Annotated in this window: 17 protein-coding genes; 10 read left to right on the top strand and 7 right to left on the bottom strand. The window is 72.3% G+C overall.

Annotated elements, in window-relative coordinates:
• The 5 genes from ABEB03_RS01790 to paaA are packed head-to-tail and all read right to left on the bottom strand — an operon-like array spanning position 1 to position 3,713.
• On the bottom strand, positions 1-1,071 hold the full coding sequence (locus ABEB03_RS01790; RefSeq protein ID WP_345640113.1) for a 2Fe-2S iron-sulfur cluster-binding protein: 1,071 nt from the start codon (positions 1,069-1,071) through the stop codon (positions 1-3).
• Positions 1,071-1,613, bottom strand: coding sequence for a 1,2-phenylacetyl-CoA epoxidase subunit PaaD (gene paaD, locus ABEB03_RS01785; RefSeq protein ID WP_345640109.1), 543 nt, complete (start codon positions 1,611-1,613; stop codon positions 1,071-1,073). The genes ABEB03_RS01790 and paaD overlap by 1 nt, the downstream gene beginning before the upstream one ends.
• The gene (paaC, locus tag ABEB03_RS01780) at positions 1,607-2,335 is read right to left on the bottom strand and encodes a 1,2-phenylacetyl-CoA epoxidase subunit PaaC (RefSeq protein ID WP_345640106.1); all 729 of its coding nucleotides are present in this window, start codon (positions 2,333-2,335) and stop codon (positions 1,607-1,609) included. The genes paaD and paaC overlap by 7 nt, the downstream gene beginning before the upstream one ends.
• Positions 2,332-2,619: a 1,2-phenylacetyl-CoA epoxidase subunit PaaB gene (gene paaB / locus ABEB03_RS01775; protein WP_345640104.1), complete on the bottom strand. Its 288-nt coding sequence runs from the start codon at positions 2,617-2,619 to the stop codon at positions 2,332-2,334. Before paaB ends, paaC begins: the two co-directional genes overlap by 4 nt.
• Positions 2,616-3,713 carry a 1,2-phenylacetyl-CoA epoxidase subunit PaaA gene (gene paaA, locus ABEB03_RS01770; RefSeq protein ID WP_345640102.1) on the bottom strand — a complete coding sequence of 366 codons (1,098 nt, stop codon included), beginning with the start codon at positions 3,711-3,713 and terminating at the stop codon, positions 2,616-2,618. Before paaA ends, paaB begins: the two co-directional genes overlap by 4 nt.
• Positions 3,714-4,157: 444 nt before the next feature.
• Between paaA and ABEB03_RS01765 the strand changes: the two genes are divergently transcribed.
• Genes ABEB03_RS01765 through ABEB03_RS01755 form a run of 3 tightly spaced genes read left to right on the top strand, consistent with a single transcriptional unit; the run spans position 4,158 to position 7,149 of the window.
• Positions 4,158-5,057 carry a DUF5819 family protein gene (locus ABEB03_RS01765; protein WP_345640100.1) on the top strand — a complete coding sequence of 300 codons (900 nt, stop codon included), beginning with the start codon at positions 4,158-4,160 and terminating at the stop codon, positions 5,055-5,057.
• Entirely contained in the window at positions 5,054-6,274 is a 1,221-nt protein-coding gene (locus ABEB03_RS01760) for an HTTM domain-containing protein (RefSeq protein WP_345640098.1), read from the top strand. Before ABEB03_RS01765 ends, ABEB03_RS01760 begins: the two co-directional genes overlap by 4 nt.
• On the top strand, positions 6,271-7,149 hold the full coding sequence (locus tag ABEB03_RS01755; protein WP_345640096.1) for a TrmH family RNA methyltransferase: 879 nt from the start codon (positions 6,271-6,273) through the stop codon (positions 7,147-7,149). Before ABEB03_RS01760 ends, ABEB03_RS01755 begins: the two co-directional genes overlap by 4 nt.
• A 7-nt stretch (positions 7,150-7,156) precedes the next feature.
• On the opposite strand, the gene paaN is transcribed toward ABEB03_RS01755, so the two are convergent.
• Entirely contained in the window at positions 7,157-8,848 is a 1,692-nt protein-coding gene (gene paaN, locus ABEB03_RS01750) for a phenylacetic acid degradation protein PaaN (protein WP_345640094.1), read from the bottom strand.
• Positions 8,849-8,996: 148 nt separating this feature from the next.
• On the opposite strand from paaN, the gene ABEB03_RS01745 reads away from it, so the two are divergent.
• Together ABEB03_RS01745 and ABEB03_RS01740 are read left to right on the top strand one after the other, a co-directional pair.
• Positions 8,997-10,511 carry a 3-hydroxyacyl-CoA dehydrogenase gene (locus ABEB03_RS01745; protein WP_345640092.1) on the top strand — a complete coding sequence of 505 codons (1,515 nt, stop codon included), beginning with the start codon at positions 8,997-8,999 and terminating at the stop codon, positions 10,509-10,511.
• The gene (locus tag ABEB03_RS01740; RefSeq protein WP_345640090.1) at positions 10,508-11,098 is read left to right on the top strand and encodes a TetR/AcrR family transcriptional regulator; all 591 of its coding nucleotides are present in this window, start codon (positions 10,508-10,510) and stop codon (positions 11,096-11,098) included. The genes ABEB03_RS01745 and ABEB03_RS01740 overlap by 4 nt, the downstream gene beginning before the upstream one ends.
• 21 nt (positions 11,099-11,119) lie before the next feature.
• Here ABEB03_RS01740 and ABEB03_RS01735 read toward each other — a convergent pair whose 3' ends face one another.
• Positions 11,120-11,620 carry an Lrp/AsnC family transcriptional regulator gene (locus ABEB03_RS01735; protein WP_345640088.1) on the bottom strand — a complete coding sequence of 167 codons (501 nt, stop codon included), beginning with the start codon at positions 11,618-11,620 and terminating at the stop codon, positions 11,120-11,122.
• Between the two features lie 174 nt (positions 11,621-11,794).
• Between ABEB03_RS01735 and pdhA the strand changes: the two genes are divergently transcribed.
• The 5 genes from pdhA to ABEB03_RS01710 all read left to right on the top strand — a co-directional run bounded on the left by pdhA (position 11,795) and on the right by ABEB03_RS01710 (position 17,813).
• Positions 11,795-12,955 (top strand): pyruvate dehydrogenase (acetyl-transferring) E1 component subunit alpha, encoded by a 1,161-nt coding sequence (pdhA, locus tag ABEB03_RS01730; RefSeq protein WP_345640085.1) that lies wholly within the window; start codon positions 11,795-11,797, stop codon positions 12,953-12,955.
• Positions 12,952-13,956: an alpha-ketoacid dehydrogenase subunit beta gene (locus ABEB03_RS01725; RefSeq protein ID WP_345640082.1), complete on the top strand. Its 1,005-nt coding sequence runs from the start codon at positions 12,952-12,954 to the stop codon at positions 13,954-13,956. Before pdhA ends, ABEB03_RS01725 begins: the two co-directional genes overlap by 4 nt.
• Entirely contained in the window at positions 13,956-15,395 is a 1,440-nt protein-coding gene (locus ABEB03_RS01720; protein ID WP_345640601.1) for a dihydrolipoamide acetyltransferase family protein, read from the top strand. The genes ABEB03_RS01725 and ABEB03_RS01720 overlap by 1 nt, the downstream gene beginning before the upstream one ends.
• A 79-nt stretch (positions 15,396-15,474) precedes the next feature.
• Complete coding sequence (locus ABEB03_RS01715) at positions 15,475-16,452, top strand: NTP transferase domain-containing protein (RefSeq protein WP_345640079.1); 978 nt, start codon at positions 15,475-15,477, stop codon at positions 16,450-16,452.
• Entirely contained in the window at positions 16,449-17,813 is a 1,365-nt protein-coding gene (locus ABEB03_RS01710) for a molybdopterin molybdotransferase MoeA (RefSeq protein ID WP_345640076.1), read from the top strand. Before ABEB03_RS01715 ends, ABEB03_RS01710 begins: the two co-directional genes overlap by 4 nt.
• Positions 17,814-17,843: the final 30 nt, after the last annotated feature.

Below are 17,843 nucleotides of genomic sequence, written 5' to 3'. Positions count from 1 at the left end.
CTACCGGTCGAAGTCCAACTCCACCTTCTCCGTGGCCGGGTGGGACTGGCAGGCCAGCACATAGCCGGCTTCGGTCTCCTCCGGTTCCAGCGCGAAATTGCGGTCCATCCGGACCTCGCCCGAGACCAGGAAGGCCCGGCAGGTGCCGCACACGCCGCCCTTGCAGGCGTACGGCGCGTCCGGCCTGTTGCGCAGCACCGCGTCCAGCAGCGACTCGCCCTCCTGGACGGGCCAGGTGCCGCCGCGTCCGTCGAGCCGTGCCGTCACCGTGCTGTGCGCAGGCGCGGGGCGCGTGGAGGGGACCGCGGCGGCGGCACCGGCGTCCACGTGGAAGATCTCCTCGTGGATCCTGGTCCGCGACACCCCGAGCCCGCGCAGCGCACGCTCCGCCCCCTGTACGAGCCCCATCGGCCCGCACAGGAACCAGCCCGCCACCCGGTCCACCGGCAGCAGGGCCGGGAGTAGTCCGGTGAGCCGCTCCTGGTCGAGCCGTCCGGTCGGCAGTCCGGCCTGCTGCTCCTCCCGGGAGAGCACCGTCACCAGCTGGAACCGCTGCGGATAACGGTCCTTGAGGTCGGCGACCTCCTCCAGGAACATCGTCGAGGCGCTCGTCCGGTCGCTGCGGACGAGGCAGAACCTCGCCTCCGGCTCCCTCGCCAGCAATGTGGAGACGATCGACAGCACCGGGGTGATCCCGCTGCCGCCCACCACCGCCGCGTACAGCCCGTTGGCCGGCTCCAGGATGAAACGGCCCGCCGGAGTCATCACCTCGACGTCGTCGCCGACGGCGATCTCCTTGTGCGCGTGCGTCGAGAAGGCTCCGCCGTCGACCAGCCGCACCCCGACCCGCAGGGTGTGCGGGCCCTCGTCGCCGGGTGCGGGCGCCGGTGAGCAGATCGAGTACGTCCGGCGAATCTCCTCGCCGTCGATCGTGCAGCGCAGGGCGAGGTGCTGGCCGGGTGCGTGCCGGTACTCCTCGCGCAGTGCGGGCGGCACGGCGAGGGTCAGGGCCACCGAATCGTCGGTGAGCCGGTCGACCGCGGCCACCGGGAGCGAGTGGAAGCGGGCCATCACAGCTCCTTGAAGTGGTCGAACGGCTCGAGGCAGGACAGGCAGCGCCTGAGCGCCTTGCACGCGGTGGAGGAGAAGCGGCTGAGCAGCTCGGTGTCTGCCGATCCACAGTGCGGGCAGAGGACCGGCTCGGTCTGCTGCGGGCGCGGGGCGGACGGGGACGTCCGCGTCGGACCCAACTCGACCGTCACCGGGCCTGTGGGACGGCCGCCGCGCGGTGGCGCTATCCCGAACTCCCGCAGTTTGCGGCGGCCTTCGTCGGAGATGTCGTCGGTCGACCACGCGGGGCTGAGCACCGTACGGACGGCGACCTCTCGTATGCCGTGCTCGTGAAGCACCCGCTCGATGTCCACGGACATCGCCTCGATGGCCGGGCAGCCGGTGTACGTCGGGGACAGGTCCACCTCGACCGAGTCCGCGTCATGCATCCGTACGGCGCGCAGCACGCCGAGCTCCTCCAGGGTGAGCACGGGCAGCTCGGGGTCGGGCACGGACCCGGCCAGCCTGCGGACCTCCTCTTCGAGAGCGGTCGTCGTCACCATGTCGCCCCCGGGTGACTGCGGTGCAGATGCTGCATCTCGGCGAGCATCCGCCCGAAGGACTCGGTGTGCAGGCCCTGCCGTCCGGCACCCGCCGTCCACGCTCCGGACGCCGGTCCCTCGGGGAGCGCGAGGGTCGCGCGACGCAGGACGTCGCCCACGGACTCCAGCCAGGCGGCGCGCATCCCTTCCCGGTCGACGTCCACGCCCTCGACCGGCTGGAACATCTCGCCGGTGAACCGCCACAGCGCCTCGGTCGCACGCCGCACGCGCTCATGGCTGAGGTCCGTGCCGTCGCCCAGCCGCAGGGTCCACTGCTCGGCGTGGTCCTGGTGGTACACGACTTCCTTCACGGCCTTCGCGGCGAGCGGCGCGAAGGGGCCGGTGCCCTCGGCCAGCTGGGTGTACAGGAGCCGCTGGTAGGTGGAGAAGTACAGCTGGCGGACGATCGTGTGCGCGAAGTCGCCGTTCGGCTGCTCGACGAGCTGGAGGTTGCGGAAGGCGCGCTCCTCGCGCAGATACGCCAGCTCGTCCTCGTCACCGGCCATGGACAGCAGAACGCGTGCCTGGCCCAGCAGGTCGAGCGCGATGTTGGCGAGGGCGACTTCCTCCTCGAGGACGGGCGCGTGGCCGGCCCACTCCCCCAGCCGGTGCGAGAGCACCAGGGCGTCGTCGCCGAGGGCGAGGGCCGCGGCGGTCGCCGTCTCGGACGTGGAGGCGGTCACAGGTGCTTCACCCCGTCCGGGATCTCGTAGAACGTCGGATGCCGGTACGGCTTGTCCGCGGCGGGCTCGAAGAACGGGTCCTTCTCGTCGGGCGAGGAGGCCGTGACGGCGGCGGAGGGGACGACCCAGATCGAGACTCCCTCGCCGCGGCGCGTGTACAGGTCGCGTGCGTTGCGCAGGGCCAGCTCCGCGTCCGGCGCGTGCAGGCTGCCGGCGTGCGTGTGGGAGAGGCCGCGGCGGGAGCGCACGAAGACCTCCCACAGGGGCCATTCGTTGGTCGTCATGCTCGTGCCTTCCCGTGCTCGTCGGCCGTGCCCGCGGGCTCGTCGCCCTGGGGGCCGCCCGTGCCGTTGCTCTGCTGGTCGGTCTGTCCGGCGGGCGGCTCCGCCCGGGTGGTGGCCTGCTTCTCCGCGTACGCCGCGGCGGCCTCCCGTACCCAGGCGCCCTCGTCGTGTGCGCGTCGGCGCTGGGTGATGCGCTGTTCGTTGCACGGGCCGTTGCCCTTGAGGACCTCCCAGAACTCCGTCCAGTCGATCGCGCCGAAGTCGTGGTGTCCCCGCTCCTCGTTCCACACGAGGTCCGGGTCGGGGAGGGTCAGGCCCAGCGACGCCGCCTGGGGTACGCAGATGTCCACGAATCGCTGACGCAGCTCGTCGTTCGAATGGCGCTTGATCTTCCAGGCCATCGACTGTGCGGAGTGCGAGGACTCGTCGTCGGGCGGGCCGAACATCATCAGGGAGGGCCACCACCAGCGGTTCACCGCGTCCTGCGCCATCTCGTGCTGCTCGGGGGTGCCGCGGCTGAGGGCCAGCAGCAGCTCGTACCCCTGGCGCTGGTGGAAGGACTCCTCCTTGCAGATGCGGACCATCGCGCGCGCATACGGTCCGTACGAGCAGCGGCACAGGGGGACCTGGTTGGTGATCGCGGCGCCGTCCACCAGCCAGCCGATGGCGCCGACGTCGGCCCAGGTCAGCGTCGGGTAGTTGAAGATCGACGAGTATTTCTGGCGGCCGGTGTGCAGCTTGTCGAGGAGCTCGTCGCGGCCGGTGCCGAGGGTTTCGGCCGCGCTGTACAGGTACAGGCCGTGCCCGGCCTCGTCCTGGACCTTGGCCATCAGAATCGCCTTGCGGCGCAGCGAAGGCGCGCGTGTGATCCAGTTGGCCTCGGGCTGCATGCCGATGATCTCGGAGTGCGCGTGCTGCGCGATCTGCCGGACCAGGGTGGAGCGGTAGGCGTCGGGCATCCAGTCACGCGGCTCGATGCGCTCGTCCGCCGCCACCGCGGCGTCGAAGACGGCTTCGTACGCCGCCGCGTGCGCGGCTTCTTCCTGTCCGTCCGCCTGCGCGCGGGCCGTGTGGTGCGCTGCTGCTGTCGCCATGCGGTCCCCCTCGACCTCTCTCCCGACCGACCGATCGTTCGGTTCGCTTCGAATCAATGGTCGGCCGAGCGCCGTAAGGTGTCAACCGCTGTGGATAACCTCGTGGGCCACTCTGTGACCGCTGTGGCTCAGGAGGCTGTGCCGGACCGGCCGGTCCGAGTACGGTTCCGGTGCGGACGTCGCGGTGCGGGCGGTGCTGTGCGCAGCGGTGGTACAGGTCGGGAGCGGCGTGAGCGCACGATGCCTGCGGCCCAACGGCATTCGGGTTCGGGATCGTGAATCGGGGCGGAATTGGACGCGTACGACGAGGGACCGAAGCTCCGGCCCGGGGCGGACGGGTTCCCGGGCGACTCCGCCGAGGACGGGGCCGCAGACGTCGGGGCCGGGCCCGACGGGGCGGTGAGCGACGGGGTCGTGAGCGACGCCCCGGCATCCGACAGAGCCGTGGCTGACCACACGGGGCCTGATACCGCCATCAGGGGTGACGCGGAGGCCGAAACCGCCGTACGGGGCGATCTCGGTCCCGGTGATCTCATCGACCCGAGTGCCCCGGGTGACCCCAGCGCCCCGGGTGACCCCAGCGCCCCGGGTGACCCCAGTGCCCCGGGCGACCTCGATGACCCAGGCCGCCCCGATGACCCGGCTCCGGACGACCCCGCCCCCGGTCGGCCCCGCGGCGCGATCGCGGGCATAGCCGCCCTCCCCCTCCGCTCCCAGGTCGCCGCCGCCTTCGCGCTCGCCGTGGTCGCCGTGGTCACCTTTGTGCACCTCGGCATGGTCTTCCTGCACGTCGCGCCGTCGAACACGATGACCAAGCAGCACGGCCGCGCGATCGACGACTGGATCTACCCCGAGTTCGAGCAGAACTGGAAGCTCTTCGCTCCCAACCCATTGCAGCAGAACGTCTCGGTCCAGGTCCGTGCCCTGGTCCGCACCCCGGACGGCCTCAGCCGCGAGACCGGCTGGTACGACCTGTCCGCCCTGGACGGGGAGGCCATCGAGGGCAATCTGCTGCCGAGCCACACCCAGCAGAACGAACTGCGCCGGGCGTGGGACTACTACGCCGCCACGCACGACAGCAAGAACCGTCCCATGGGCCTGCGCGGCGACCTCTCCGAGCGCTATCTGCGCCGGATCGCCGTCATGCGTCTCGCCCGCGAGCACGCGGGCGGCGCCGGTTCCGTCGTCGAACGCATCCAGGTGCGCTCCAGCTCCACCAACGTGCCGGCCCCCGAGTGGAGCGAGGAGAAGGTGTCCGACAAGCCCGTCGTCCGGGAGTTGCCCTGGTGGATCGTCCCCGACAGCGACCGCGAGGGCGGGCTGACGGAGGCGAGCGCCCGATGAACCGGTTCGCCCCGGCGGTCTCCCACGGCATCAACCGCGTCACCGAGTCCGCGCTCGGCCCGTACCAGAGTGCCGTGATCCGTATCGGCTTCTCCGCCACCTGGCTGCTCTTCCTGCTGCGCGAATACCCGCACCGCCAGGAGCTGTACGGGCCCGAATCGCCGTGGAGCTGGGACCTCGCCCAGCAGTCCGTCTCGGGCAACGGCGCCTTCTCGGCACTGCTGTGGTCGGACAGCCAGGGATGGTTCGAGGCCTTCTACGCTCTCGCCGTCCTCTGCAGCGCGCTGCTGCTCGTGGGCTGGCGGACCCGCACGACGTCCGTGCTCTTCATGATCGGGGTGCTGTCCCTCCAGAACCGCAGTGTCTTCATGGGGGACGGCGGGGACAACGTCATCCACCTGATGGCGATCTACCTGGTGTTCACGCGCTGCGGCCAGGTGTGGTCGATGGACGCGCGGCAGGCACGGCGCGCGCGGGAGGCACGCGCGCCGGGGCAGCCTCCCGCTCTCGACCGGGTGGGGATCGCCCTGTGGGGGGTGATGTGCCTGGCCCTGGCCGCGGCCTCGCTCGCGGGCCGGCTGAGCACGGGCTGGCTGGTGATCTTCTGGGGACTGCTGGCGGTGCAGGCACTGTGGTGGGTCGTCGGGAGACGGGCGCGTACCGCCGAGCCGCGCATCCTGCTGGACGTCGTGGCCAACCTCGTGCACAACGCCGCCCTGGTCGTCGTCATGGCCGAGGCGTGCCTCATCTACGCGACCGCCGGCTGGTACAAGATCCAGGGCTCGCGCTGGCAGGACGGCACGGCGGTCTACTACCCGCTGAACCTGGACTACTTCTCGCCCTGGCCCGCCCTGTCGCACCTGATGGCCTCCCACGGCACGATGGTGATGCTGGTGACGTACGGGACGGTCATCGTGCAGGTCGCCTTCCCCTTCACGCTGTTCAACCGGCGCGTCAAGAACGTCCTGCTGGCAGCGATGATGACCGAGCACGCCGTGATCGCCGTGGTCCTCGGACTGCCGTTCTTCTCGCTCGCGATGATCGCGGCGGACGCTGTGTTCCTGCCGACTTCCTTCCTGCGGCGCCTCGGCGGATGGGCGGCTCGCGGGCGTGCCGCGCTGGTTCCGGGCCACCGTCCCGCGCTGCCGGGGCCCCGGCAGCCCGAGCCCCGCTCCGGCGAGCAGAACGAGGACACGCACGTAGGCTTCACGGCATGAACGAGAGGGACGCCGACGCGCCGGAGACCACAGCCGGGGCGGACGCCGTCGACGGGCCGGGGACCTTCGCCCGGCCGGAAACCGGCGCCGGCCCGTCCGCGGCGGACGGGCCGGGCGACGAGGGCCGTCCGGATGCCGTACGCACCTGGCACCGGCTCGCCGACGGCTCCGTGCTGCTCGACGGATTCCACGCCCTCAAGCACGCGGTGCGCTTCCGGGCCGACGTCCCGGTGGCCGTCACCACCGACCGGCGGGCGGCCCTGGAGCTGGCCGACGAACTCGCTCCCGACGTGCGTGACGCTCTGGAAGCGCTCCTGACCGAGGTCCCGGAGACGACGCTGAAGGCGCTCGTCCCCCGCCCGCATCCCACCTCGGTCGCCGCGCTGGCCGTACGTCCCTCCCGTGCCGCCAACCTGGGGATCCTGGCCCGCACGCCGCGCAGCACGCCCGTGGTGGTCCTCGACAACCCCCGCAATCTGGGCAACGCCGGCGCGGTGATCCGGCTGGCCGCGGGCTTCGGCGCGACCGGAGTGGTCACGACGGGCACGCTCGATCCCTGGCACCCCACGGTCGTGCGCGGCGGCGCGGGACTGCACTTCGCGACCGCCGTGGAGCGACTGACGGTCGACGAACTGCCACCGGGGCCGGTGTTCGCCCTCGATCCCGAGGGCGAGGACATCCGCGGGCTGAAGCTTCCTGACGACGCCGTGCTCGCCTTCGGCTCGGAACGCACCGGGCTGTCGCCCGAACTGCGCGCCCGCGCGGACCACTTGGTGGCACTGCCGATGCGTCCCCAGGTCTCCAGCTACAACCTCGCGACCAGTGTGGCCATGACGCTGTTCCACTGGAGCGCGACCGGGGGCGCACCGGCCTGAGCCGCCGCTACGCCTCCCGGCGCACCTCGACCACGCGGAAGCGGTTGGCCACGAACGCGCCGTCGCACAGTGCCGCGTTCGCCGCGGGGTTGCCGCCGGAGCCGTGGAAGTCCGAGAAGGCCGCCGTCTGGTTGACGTAGACCCCGCCGGTCAGATTCAGGGAGAGCTGGGCGCACTCCTCCAGGCAGGCTTCCTGCACGGCCTGCTCGACCTCCTCGTCGGTGGTGTACGCGCCGACGGTCATCGCGCCCTTGTCCCTGATCGTCCGCCGCAGCAGCTCCACGGCGTCCGTGGCCGAGTCCATCGCCACAGCGAAGGAGACGGGTCCGAAGCACTCGTTCATGTAGGCGGCTTCGTCGTCCGGCTTGGCCCCGTCGAGCTTCACGATGACGGGGGTGCGCACGACCGCGTTCGGGAATTCGGGGTTGCTGATCTCCCTGGAAGGCAGGGCGACTTCGCCGAGACCGGCGGCGGCCTCGAGGCGCGCCTTGACGTCCGGGTTGACGATGGCGCCCAGCAGTGCGTTCGCCCGGGCGTCGTCGCCGAGCAGGCCGCCGACCGACTTCGCGAGGTCGGAGACCACCTCGTCGTAGGACTTGGGGCCCTCGTCCGTGCGGATGCCGTCGCGGGGGATCAGCAGGTTCTGCGGGGTCGTGCACATCTGGCCGCTGTACAGGGACAGGGAGAAGGCCAGGTTGGACAGCATCCCCTTGTAGTCGTCGGTCGACTCCACGAGGACCGTGTTGACGCCGGCCTTCTCCGTGTAGACCTGTGCCTGGCGGGCGTTGCTCTCCAGCCAGTCGCCGAAGGCCGTCGAGCCGGTGTAGTCGATGATGCGGATCTCGGGCCGCACGGCCAGGGTCTTGGCGATGCCCTCGCCGGGGCGCTCGGCGGCCAGCGCCACCAGGTTCGGGTCGAAGCCCGTCGCGGCGAGCACCTCGCGCGCGACCTGGACGGTGAGCGCGAGCGGCAGCACCGCGCGCGGGTGGGGCTTGACCAGCACCGCGTTGCCCGTGGCGAGGGAGGCGAACAGGCCCGGATAGCCGTTCCACGTCGGGAAGGTGTTGCAGCCGATCATCAGCGCGATGCCTCGCGGCACCGCAGTGAACTGCTTGGTGAGCGCGAGCGGGTCGCGCTTGCCCTGGGGCTTGGTCCATTCCGCGGTGTCGGGGGTGCGGACCTGCTCCACATAGGCGTACGCCACGGCCTCCAGGCCACGGTCCTGGGCGTGCGGGCCGCCCGCCTGGAACGCCATCATGAAGGCCTGGCCGCTGGTGTGCATGACCGCGTGCGCGAACTCGTGCGTCCGGTCGCTGATCCGCTTGAGGATCTCCAGGCAGACCACGGCGCGGATCTCCGCGCCGGCGTCGCGCCAGGCCCGCTGTCCGGCCCGCATGGCGGGCAGCAGGACGTCGATGTCCGCGTGCGGATAGGTGACGCCCAGGGCGATTCCGTACGGCGAGGTCTCGTCGCCCACCCAGTCGTCCGTGCCGGGCTGGCCGAGGTCGAGGCGGGTGCCGAGCAGGGCGTCGAAGGCTTCCTTGCCCTCGGCCATGCCCAGACTGCCGTGCTCGCCGTACGCCTTCGGGTGCTCGGGGTGGGGGGACCAGTACGCGCGTGTGCGGATCGCTTCCAGCGTCTGGTCGAGGGTGGGCCGGTGCTGGGCGATCAGCTGGTGCGCGGTGAGTTCGGCGGCCATCAAGGACCAACTCCTCGTCTCAAGAGCTCTTCTTTGAGCTCACGAGCTGGGCAGGAATGGACGGACAGAGTTAGAGTAACCGAACGATCGGTCGGGACAAGGGGGTCCGCCGCATCTGTGGAAAACCCCGTGCGGGAGGATCGCGCACATGACAGCTATCGACCTCAGCAGCCCCGTGGCCGTCGTCGGCACCGGCACCATGGGCCAGGGCATCGCCCAGGTCGCGCTGGTAGCGGGCCATCCGGTGCGGCTCCACGACGCGTTTCCCGGGCGGGCCGAGGCGGCCGCCGAAGCGATAGGCGCCCGGCTCGACCGGCTCGTCGAGAAGGATCGGCTGACCGGTGCCGAGCGGGACGCCGCGCGCGCCCGGCTGCGCCCTGCCCGCGACCTCGCCGAGCTGGCGGACTGCGCGCTCGTCGTCGAGGCCGTCCTGGAGCAGCTCGACGCGAAGCAGCAGCTGTTCCGGGAGCTGGAGGACGTCGTCGGCGAGGACTGCCTGCTCGCCACGAACACCTCCTCCCTCTCCGTGACGGCCATCGGCGGCGCCCTGCGCAGCCCCGGCCGCCTGGTCGGGCTGCACTTCTTCAACCCGGCTCCCCTGCTGCCCCTGGTCGAGGTGGTCTCCGGCTTCGCCACCGACGTCACGTCGGCCACGCGCGCGTACGAGACGGCCCGCGCCTGGGGGAAGACCCCTGTCGCCTGCGCGGACACCCCCGGCTTCATCGTCAACCGCATCGCGCGGCCCTTCTACGCCGAGGCCTTCGCCGTCCACGAGGCGCAGGCCGCCGACCCGGCCACGATCGACGCGGTCCTGCGCGAGTCGGGCGGGTTCCGGATGGGCGCGTTCGAGCTGACCGACCTGATCGGCCAGGACGTCAACGAATCCGTCACGCACTCCGTGTGGCAGTCCTTCTTCCAGGACGTGCGCTTCACGCCCTCGCTCGCGCAGCGGCGCCTCGTCGAGTCGGGCCGGCTCGGCCGCAAGTCCGGCCACGGCTGGTACGACTACGGGGACGGCGCGGAGCCCGCCGAGCCGCACACGGCGGAGAAGGCGCAGCCGCCCGCGTACGTCGTGGCCGAGGGCGATCTCGGCCCCGCCGCGGAGCTCCTGGACCTGATACGCGAGGCCGGCATACAGGTCCGCGAGGACGAGGAGGACCACGGGACCCGCCTCGTACTGCCCGGCGGCGGCCAGCTGGCCCTCGCCGACGGCCAGACCTCGGTCGAGTTCCGCGACGTCGTCTACTTCGACCTCGCGCTCGACTACCGGAAGGCGACCCGGATCGCCCTCTCCGCCTCCCAGGACACCGCTCCCCAGACGCTCTCCGAGGCCGTCGGCCTCTTCCAGGCGCTCGGCAAGGACGTCAGTGTCGTCGGGGACGTGCCCGGCATGATCGTCGCCCGGACGGTGGCCCGGATCGTCGACCTGGCGCACGACGCCGTCGCCAAGGGCGTGGCCACCGAGGAGGACATCGACACGGCGATGCGCCTCGGCGTGAACTACCCGCTCGGCCCCTTCGAATGGTCCCGCAGGCTCGGCAGGAGCTGGGCGTGCTCCCTGCTGGACGACCTGCACCAGCGGGACCCCTCAGGGCGCTACGCGCCGTCGCTCGCGCTCTACCGCCACGCGTACGCCACCGAGAAGCGGGAGGGCACCTCATGACCACCGCCAAGCGCGACACCTACACGCCGGAGACGCTGCTCTCCGTGGCGGTGCAGGTCTTCAACGAGCGTGGCTACGACGGCACCTCCATGGAGCACCTCTCCAAGGCGGCCGGCATCTCCAAGTCCTCGATCTACCACCACGTGGCGGGCAAGGAGGAGCTGCTGCGCCGGGCCGTCAGCCGTGCCCTCGACGGCCTCTTCGGGATCCTCGACGAGGAGCACGCGCGCGAGGGGCGTGCCGTGGAGCGCCTGGAGTACGTCGTGCGGCGCATGGTCGAGGTGCTCACGGCCGAGCTGCCGTACGTGACGCTGCTGCTGCGGGTGCGCGGCAACACGGACACCGAGCGGTGGGCCCTGGAGCGGCGCCGCGACTTCGACCACCAGGTGGCCGAACTGCTGAAGGCGGCCGCCGCCGAGGGCGACGTGCGCCCGGACGTGGAGGTCCGGCTGGCGACCCGGCTGGTCTTCGGGATGATCAATTCGCTCGTGGAGTGGTACCGGCCGGACGGCCGGGGCATGGGCGAGCGCGAAGTGGCGGAAGCGGTCGTGCAGTTGGTCTTCGGAGGGCTGCGCAAGGAGTTCTGAGGGTCCCTGTTGCCACGGGGCTCAGCCCTCCGGCTCCAGGTCCTCCTCCTCGAACACCAGCAGCGTGCGTGTGCTGAGCACCTCCGGGATGGCCTGGAGGCGGGTGAGCACCAGTTCGCGCAGCGCCCTGTTGTCCGGCGTGTGCACCAGCAGCAGGACATCGAAGTCGCCGCCCACCAGTGCGATGTGGGAGGCCCCCGGCAGCAGTCGCAGCTGTTCGCGCACGGTGCGCCAGGAGTTCTGCACGATCTTGAGGGTGATGTAGGCCGATGTGCCCTGCCCCGCGCGCTCGTGGTCGACGCGGGCGCCGAAGCCCCGGATCACGCCGTCCTCGATAAGGCGGTTGATCCGCGCGTAGGCGTTGGCACGCGACACATGGACCCGTTCGGCCACGGAGCGTATCGACGCGCGGCCGTCCGCCTGGAGCATCTGCAGGATGTCCTGATCGATGGCATCGAGCGGTCGGGCGGGCGGCGGGTGCGGGCCGGCCTCCGGTGGCTCGGCCATTTGTTCAGGTGCCATGTCCCCCCGCCTCCCTACCATGGACGTACTGCGTCCATCTCAGGCTGTGCAGAACCGTTTGTCCACAGCCTGGCGCCGCCTGTAGCCAAAATGTGCCGACGACCGAACAATCGGTAGGTGAGGCGCGTCACACCCGTGAGGCGTCCGAAGCCGCTCCCACGAGGAGGTGCCGTCATGACGGTCATGGAGCAGCGAGGCGCTTACCGGCCAACGCCGCCGCCCGCCTGGCAGCCCCGCACCGACCCCGCGCCGCTGCTGCCCGACGCGCTGCCGTACCGCGTCCTCGGCACCGAGGCGGCCGCGCAGGCCGACCCGGGCCTGCTGCGCAGGCTGTACGCGGAGCTGGTGCGCGGTCGCCGTTACAACACGCAGGCCACCGCCCTGACCAAGCAGGGCCGTCTCGCCGTGTACCCCTCCAGCACCGGCCAGGAGGCGTGCGAGGTCGCCGCCGCACTGGTCCTGGAGGAGCACGACTGGCTCTTCCCCAGCTACCGCGACACCCTCGCGGCCGTCGCCCGCGGCCTGGACCCGGTCGAGGCCCTCACCCTCCTGCGCGGTGACTGGCACACCGGGTACGACCCGCGCGAGCACCGCATCGCGCCGCTGTCCACCCCGCTCGCCACCCAGCTTCCGCACGCCGTGGGCCTCGCGCACGCCGCGCGCCTCAAGGGCGACGACGTGGTCGCGCTCGCCCTGGTCGGCGACGGTGGCACCAGCGAGGGCGACTTCCACGAAGCGCTGAACTTCGCCGCCGTGTGGCAGGCCCCGGTCGTCTTCCTCGTGCAGAACAACGGCTTCGCGATCTCCGTACCGCTCGCCAAGCAGACCGCCGCCCCGTCGCTGGCCCACAAGGCCGTCGGCTACGGGATGCCGGGCCGCCTGGTCGACGGCAACGACGCGGTGGCGGTGCACCAGGTGCTCGGCGAGGCCATCGCCCACGCGCGTGCGGGCGGCGGTCCGACGCTCGTCGAGGCCGTGACGTACCGCATCGACGCCCACACGAACGCGGACGACGCCACCCGCTACCGGGGCGACGCCGAGGTCGAGACCTGGCGCGCGCACGACCCGATCGTGCTGCTGGAGCGTGAGTTGACCGACCGCGGCCTGCTCGACGACGAAGGCGTAAGGGAGGTCCGTGAGGCTGCCGAGACGATGGCCGCGGACCTGCGTGAGCGCATGAACCAGGACCCGGTGCTCGACCCCATGGACCTGTTCGCCCATGTCTACGCCCAGCCCACCCCTCAGCTCCTGGAGCAGGAAGCACAGTTGAGGGCGGAACTCGACGCCGAGGCGGACGGTCCGCACCACCACGGGCCCGAAGGAGCCGGCCGATGACCACCGTTGCCCTGAAACCGGCCACCATGGCCCAGGCCCTCGGCCGCGCGCTGCGTGACGCCATGGCCGAGGACCCGGCGGTCCACGTCATGGGCGAGGACGTCGGCACCCTCGGCGGTGTCTTCCGGGTCACCGACGGGCTCGCCAAGGAGTTCGGCGAGGACCGGTGCACGGACACCCCGCTCGCCGAGGCCGGCATCCTCGGCACCGCCGTCGGCATGGCCATGTACGGCCTCAGGCCGGTCGTCGAGATGCAGTTCGACGCGTTCGCCTACCCGGCCTTCGAGCAGTTGATCTCGCACGTGGCGCGGATGCGCAACCGCACGCGGGGCGCCATGCCGCTGCCCATCACCATCCGGGTCCCGTACGGCGGCGGCATCGGCGGCGTCGAGCACCACAGCGACTCCTCCGAGGCGTACTACATGGCGACTCCGGGGCTCCATGTCGTCACGCCCGCGACGGTCGCCGACGCGTACGGCCTGCTGCGCGCCTCCATCGCCTCCGACGACCCGGTCGTCTTCCTGGAGCCGAAGCGGCTGTACTGGTCGAAGGACTCCTGGAACCCGGACGAGCCCTCGGTCGTGGAGCCGATCGGCCGCGCGGTGGTGCGCCGCTCGGGCCGCAGTGCCACGCTCATCACGTACGGGCCGTCCGTTCCCGTCTGCCTCGAAGCCGCAGAGGCCGCACGCGCCGAGGGCTGGGACCTCGAAGTCGTCGACCTGCGCTCACTGGTGCCGTTCGACGACGAGACGGTCGCCGCGTCGGTGCGGCGCACCGGCCGCGCGGTGGTCGTGCACGAGTCGGGCGGCTTCGGCGGCCCCGGAGGCGAGATAGCGGCGCGGGTCACCGAGCGCTGCTTCCACCACCTGGAGGCACCGGTGCTGCGCGTAGCCGGGTTCGACATCCCCTATCCGCCGCCGATGCTGGAGCGGCACCACCTGCCCGGCGTCGACCGGATCCTGGACGCCGTGGGGCGCCTGCAATGGGAGGCGGAGAGCTGATGGCCCAGGTGCTGGAGTTCAAGCTCCCCGACCTCGGGGAGGGGCTCACCGAGGCGGAGATCGTCCGCTGGCTGGTGGAGGTCGGTGACGTCGTCGCGATCGACCAGCCGGTCGTCGAGGTCGAGACCGCCAAGGCGATGGTCGAGGTCCCCTGTCCCTACGGGGGTGTGGTCACCGCCCGCTTCGGCGAGGAGGGCACGGAACTGCCCGTCGGGGCACCGCTGCTGACGGTCGCCGTGGGCGCGCCGGCCCCCTCCGCGGAGGACGACGGCGACACCGCGGCCGACGAGGGCTCGGGCAACGTCCTGGTGGGGTACGGCACGGGCGCGCCTCCGGCGCGGCGCAGGAGGGTACGGCCGCCCACGGGCGCGGCCCCGGTTCGCCGGAGCCCCGGCCCGGCCGCGGGCGGGAACCGCAACGGGACGCCCGTTCCGGCAGGCCGTGAGGCTGCGCCGGCCGCGCACCCGCATGCCGACGGCCCCGTCCCCGTCATCTCCCCGCTCGTCCGCAGGCTCGCCCGGGAGAACGGGCTGGATCTGCGGGAGCTGGCGGGCTCCGGCCCCGACGGCCTGATCCTGCGGGCGGACGTCGAGGACGTGCTGCGCGCGGGCAGCGGGCGGGCTCGGACGCCCTTGCCGGCGTCGGCGTCTCCCGCCGCCGCTTCCGAGGGGATCCTGCACACCCCGCCCTCGGCCCGCGGGGCGGCCCTGCCGGTCGCGCCGGTGCCCGCGGGGGCAGCGTCCTCCGCGCACGGCCTGCGCGTGCCCCTCCGGGGCGTCCGCGGTGCCGTCGCCGACAAGCTCTCCCGCAGCCGTCGCGAGATACCCGACGCGACCTGCTGGGTGGATGCCGACGCGACGGAACTCATGCAGGCGCGCACCGCGATGAACGCGGCCGGCGGCGCGAAGATCTCCCTGCTCGCGCTGCTGGCCCGGATCTGCACGGCCGCGCTGGCGCGCTTCCCCGAGCTCAACTCGACCGTCGACATGGACGCCCGCGAGGTCGTCCGGTTCGAGCAGGTGCACCTGGGCTTCGCCGCGCAGACCGAGCGGGGGCTCGTCGTCCCCGTCGTCCGGGACGCGCACACGCGGGACGCGGAGGGGCTGAGCGCGGAGTTCGCCCGGCTGACGGAGGCTGCCCGGACCGGGTCCCTGACACCGGCGGACCTCACGGGCGGCACCTTCACCCTGAACAACTACGGGGTGTTCGGCGTCGACGGTTCCACGCCGATCATCAACCACCCCGAGGCGGCCATGCTGGGGGTCGGCCGGATCGTGCCCAAGCCGTGGGTGCACCAGGGCGAACTCGCGGTGCGGCAGGTCGTCCAGCTCTCGCTCACCTTCGACCACCGGGTCTGCGACGGCGGCACGGCGGGCGGCTTCCTGCGCTACGTGGCGGACTGCGTGGAACAGCCGGCGGTGCTGCTGCGGACCCTCTAGCGCCCCTCGGGTCTGCCATCCCCGTCCACATGCTGTGCGCGGGGGTGGCAATGATCCATCGGACGCCCATACTCGGGGGATGACCGCCTACGAGCCATGGGGCACGTCCGGCGCCCGGGTGGCCCCCGGACCGCCGGGCACACCCGGCGCCGAAGCCGCGTACGACGCCGTCGTGCTCGCGGGCGGCGCCGCGCGGCGGCTCGGCGGCGCGGACAAGCCCGGAGTGCGGGTGGGCGGCCGGGCGCTGCTCGACCGGGTGCTGGCGGCCTGTGCAGGTGCCGGCACGACGGTCGTCGTGGCCGAGCCCAGAACCACCGCGCGTCCTGTGGTGTGGGCCCGCGAGGACCCGCCCGGCGGGGGACCGCTCGCGGCGCTGGACGCGGGGCTGCGCCACACCTCCTCCGAACACGTCCTGGTGCTCTCCGCCGATCTGCCGTTCCTCGACGAGGGGACGGTGGGACGCCTGCTGGACGCACTTCCTCCCGAGGGCGTCCCGGTGCCCTCAGGAGGCCTCGACGCCGCCCCGGCGCAGGCTGCCGTGCCCGACGGCGTGCTGCTCGTCGATGACGGCGGGCGTGATCAGCCGCTCGTCGCCGCCTATCGGGCGTCGGCCCTGCGCCGCGAACTGGCCGCGCTGGCGGCCGCTCACGGTGGACTCACCGGGCTGCCGCTGCGGCGGCTCGTCGCCGCGCTCGACCTCACCCGCATCTCCGACCCGGTCGCGTCCTTCGACTGCGACACCTGGGACGACATCGCCGCCGCGCGGGCACGCATCAGGGAGCATGGACACGTGTTGGATGAATGGATCTCCGTAGTCAAGGACGAGCTGGGCATCGACCTGGACGTCGACACCGGCGCCCTGCTCGACCTGGCCCGGGACGCCGCGCACGGCGTGGCCAGGCCCGCCGCCCCCCTGACCACCTTCCTCGTGGGATACGCCGCCGCACAGGCCGGTGGCGGCCCGGACGCGGTGGCCGAGGCCGCCCGCAAGGCCGCCGCGCTGGCGCTGCGTTGGGCGGACGAGGACACTCCCGACGCCAAGCCGGACGCCGGATGACGGCCGCCCGCACCCCGGACAGCCAGGAGGCGGACGACCTCGATGTCGAGGAGGCCCTCGCCCTGGTGAAGCCGGAGACCAGGACGGCCGCCGGGACCGGCTCCGTGCCGCCCCCCGCGCCCGAGGGTGAGTCGAAGGCACGTCGGTCCGACGCGCACCACAAGGCCACGCCCTGGCCCGAGGCCCGCGCCGTCGCCGAACGTGCCGCCCGTTCGCTGCCGCGCCGGACCCCTGTCTCCGTGCCCCTCGACGCCGCGCTCGGCCTCGTACTCGCCGCCCCCCTGACCGCACTCACGGACCTCCCTTCCTTCGACACCTCCGCGATGGACGGATGGGCGGTCGCGGGACCCGGACCCTGGGAGGTCCGGGAGGACGGGGTGCTCGCCGGACAGGCGGAGCCGGAGGCGCTCACGGACGGCGAAGCGGTGCGGATCGCCACCGGGGCCCGTATCCCGCAGGACGCCACGGCCGTCATGCGCAGCGAGCACGGGCGGATCGACGACAAGGGCCGGCTGTTCGCGACCCGGGAGGTCGTGCACGGGCAGGACATCCGTCCGCGTGGCCAGGAGTGCCGTACGGGCGATCAGTTGCTCCCGGCCGGTGTGGTGATCACCCCGGCCGTGCTGGGCCTCGCGGCGGCCGCCGGATACGACACGCTCGCCGCCGTTCCCCGCCCACGCGTCGAAGTCCTGGTCCTCGGTGACGAGTTGCTCTCCTCGGGGCTGCCCCAGGAGGGGCGTATCAGGGACGCGCTCGGCCCGATGCTGCCGCCGTGGCTGCGGGCGCTCGGCGCCGAGGTCGTCGCGGTGCGTCGGCTCGGCGACGACGCCAAGGCACTGCACAAGGCGATCACCGGTTCCGCGGCCGACCTGGTGGTCACCACCGGTGGCACCGCCGCGGGTCCGGTCGACCACGTGCACCCCACCTTGCACCGCATCGGCGCCGAACTGCTCGTGGACGGCGTCAAGGTGCGCCCCGGACATCCGATGCTGCTGGCCCGCACCAAGGAGGACCAGCATCTCGTCGGCCTGCCCGGTAACCCCCTGGCCGCCGTTTCCGGGCTCCTCACGCTCGCCGAACCCCTGCTGCGCACCCTCGCCGGACGCATGGCCCCCGAGCCGTACACGCTGCCCCTCCAGGAAGCCGTGCACGGCCACCCGTACGACACCCGGCTCGTCCCCGTGGCGCTGCGCGGCGACCGGGCCGTGCCGCTGCACTACAACGGCCCGGCGATGCTGCGGGGCATCGCGGCGTCCGACGCCCTCGCCGTGATCCCGCCGGGCGGGGCACGGGTGGGGCAGGAGCTCGAACTCCTGGACCTGCCCTGGGCAACCGCGGGTATCGACGTGTGCGTCACATGATTCCGAGCGGGATCCGGTTCCGGTGAACGC

Origin of the sequence: Streptomyces siamensis, assembly GCF_039543605.1 — a bacterium.
GTDB classification, from domain to species: Bacteria; Actinomycetota; Actinomycetes; order Streptomycetales; family Streptomycetaceae; genus Streptomyces; species Streptomyces siamensis.
The sequence above is the reverse complement of the archived record's forward strand: the minus strand, read 5'-3'. Positions and strand labels throughout refer to the sequence as shown.

What these genes read in the sequence shown, in the direction of transcription:
- ABEB03_RS01755 (WP_345640096.1), top strand. Translation starts at nt 6,271, where the DNA reads ATGAACGAGAGGGACGCCGACGCGCCGGAGACCACAGCCGGGGCGGAC.
- ABEB03_RS01745 (WP_345640092.1), top strand. Translation starts at nt 8,997, where the DNA reads ATGACAGCTATCGACCTCAGCAGCCCCGTGGCCGTCGTCGGCACCGGC.
- paaD (WP_345640109.1), bottom strand. Translation starts at nt 1,613, where the DNA reads ATGGTGACGACGACCGCTCTCGAAGAGGAGGTCCGCAGGCTGGCCGGG.
- ABEB03_RS01725 (WP_345640082.1), top strand. Translation starts at nt 12,952, where the DNA reads ATGACCACCGTTGCCCTGAAACCGGCCACCATGGCCCAGGCCCTCGGC.
- ABEB03_RS01740 (WP_345640090.1), top strand. Translation starts at nt 10,508, where the DNA reads ATGACCACCGCCAAGCGCGACACCTACACGCCGGAGACGCTGCTCTCC.
- ABEB03_RS01720 (WP_345640601.1), top strand. Translation starts at nt 13,956, where the DNA reads ATGGCCCAGGTGCTGGAGTTCAAGCTCCCCGACCTCGGGGAGGGGCTC.
- ABEB03_RS01715 (WP_345640079.1), top strand. Translation starts at nt 15,475, where the DNA reads ATGACCGCCTACGAGCCATGGGGCACGTCCGGCGCCCGGGTGGCCCCC.
- pdhA (WP_345640085.1), top strand. Translation starts at nt 11,795, where the DNA reads ATGACGGTCATGGAGCAGCGAGGCGCTTACCGGCCAACGCCGCCGCCC.
- paaB (WP_345640104.1), bottom strand. Translation starts at nt 2,619, where the DNA reads ATGACGACCAACGAATGGCCCCTGTGGGAGGTCTTCGTGCGCTCCCGC.
- ABEB03_RS01735 (WP_345640088.1), bottom strand. Translation starts at nt 11,620, where the DNA reads ATGGCACCTGAACAAATGGCCGAGCCACCGGAGGCCGGCCCGCACCCG.
- paaN (WP_345640094.1), bottom strand. Translation starts at nt 8,848, where the DNA reads ATGGCCGCCGAACTCACCGCGCACCAGCTGATCGCCCAGCACCGGCCC.
- ABEB03_RS01790 (WP_345640113.1), bottom strand. Translation starts at nt 1,071, where the DNA reads ATGGCCCGCTTCCACTCGCTCCCGGTGGCCGCGGTCGACCGGCTCACC.
- ABEB03_RS01760 (WP_345640098.1), top strand. Translation starts at nt 5,054, where the DNA reads ATGAACCGGTTCGCCCCGGCGGTCTCCCACGGCATCAACCGCGTCACC.
- paaA (WP_345640102.1), bottom strand. Translation starts at nt 3,713, where the DNA reads ATGGCGACAGCAGCAGCGCACCACACGGCCCGCGCGCAGGCGGACGGA.
- ABEB03_RS01710 (WP_345640076.1), top strand. Translation starts at nt 16,449, where the DNA reads ATGACGGCCGCCCGCACCCCGGACAGCCAGGAGGCGGACGACCTCGAT.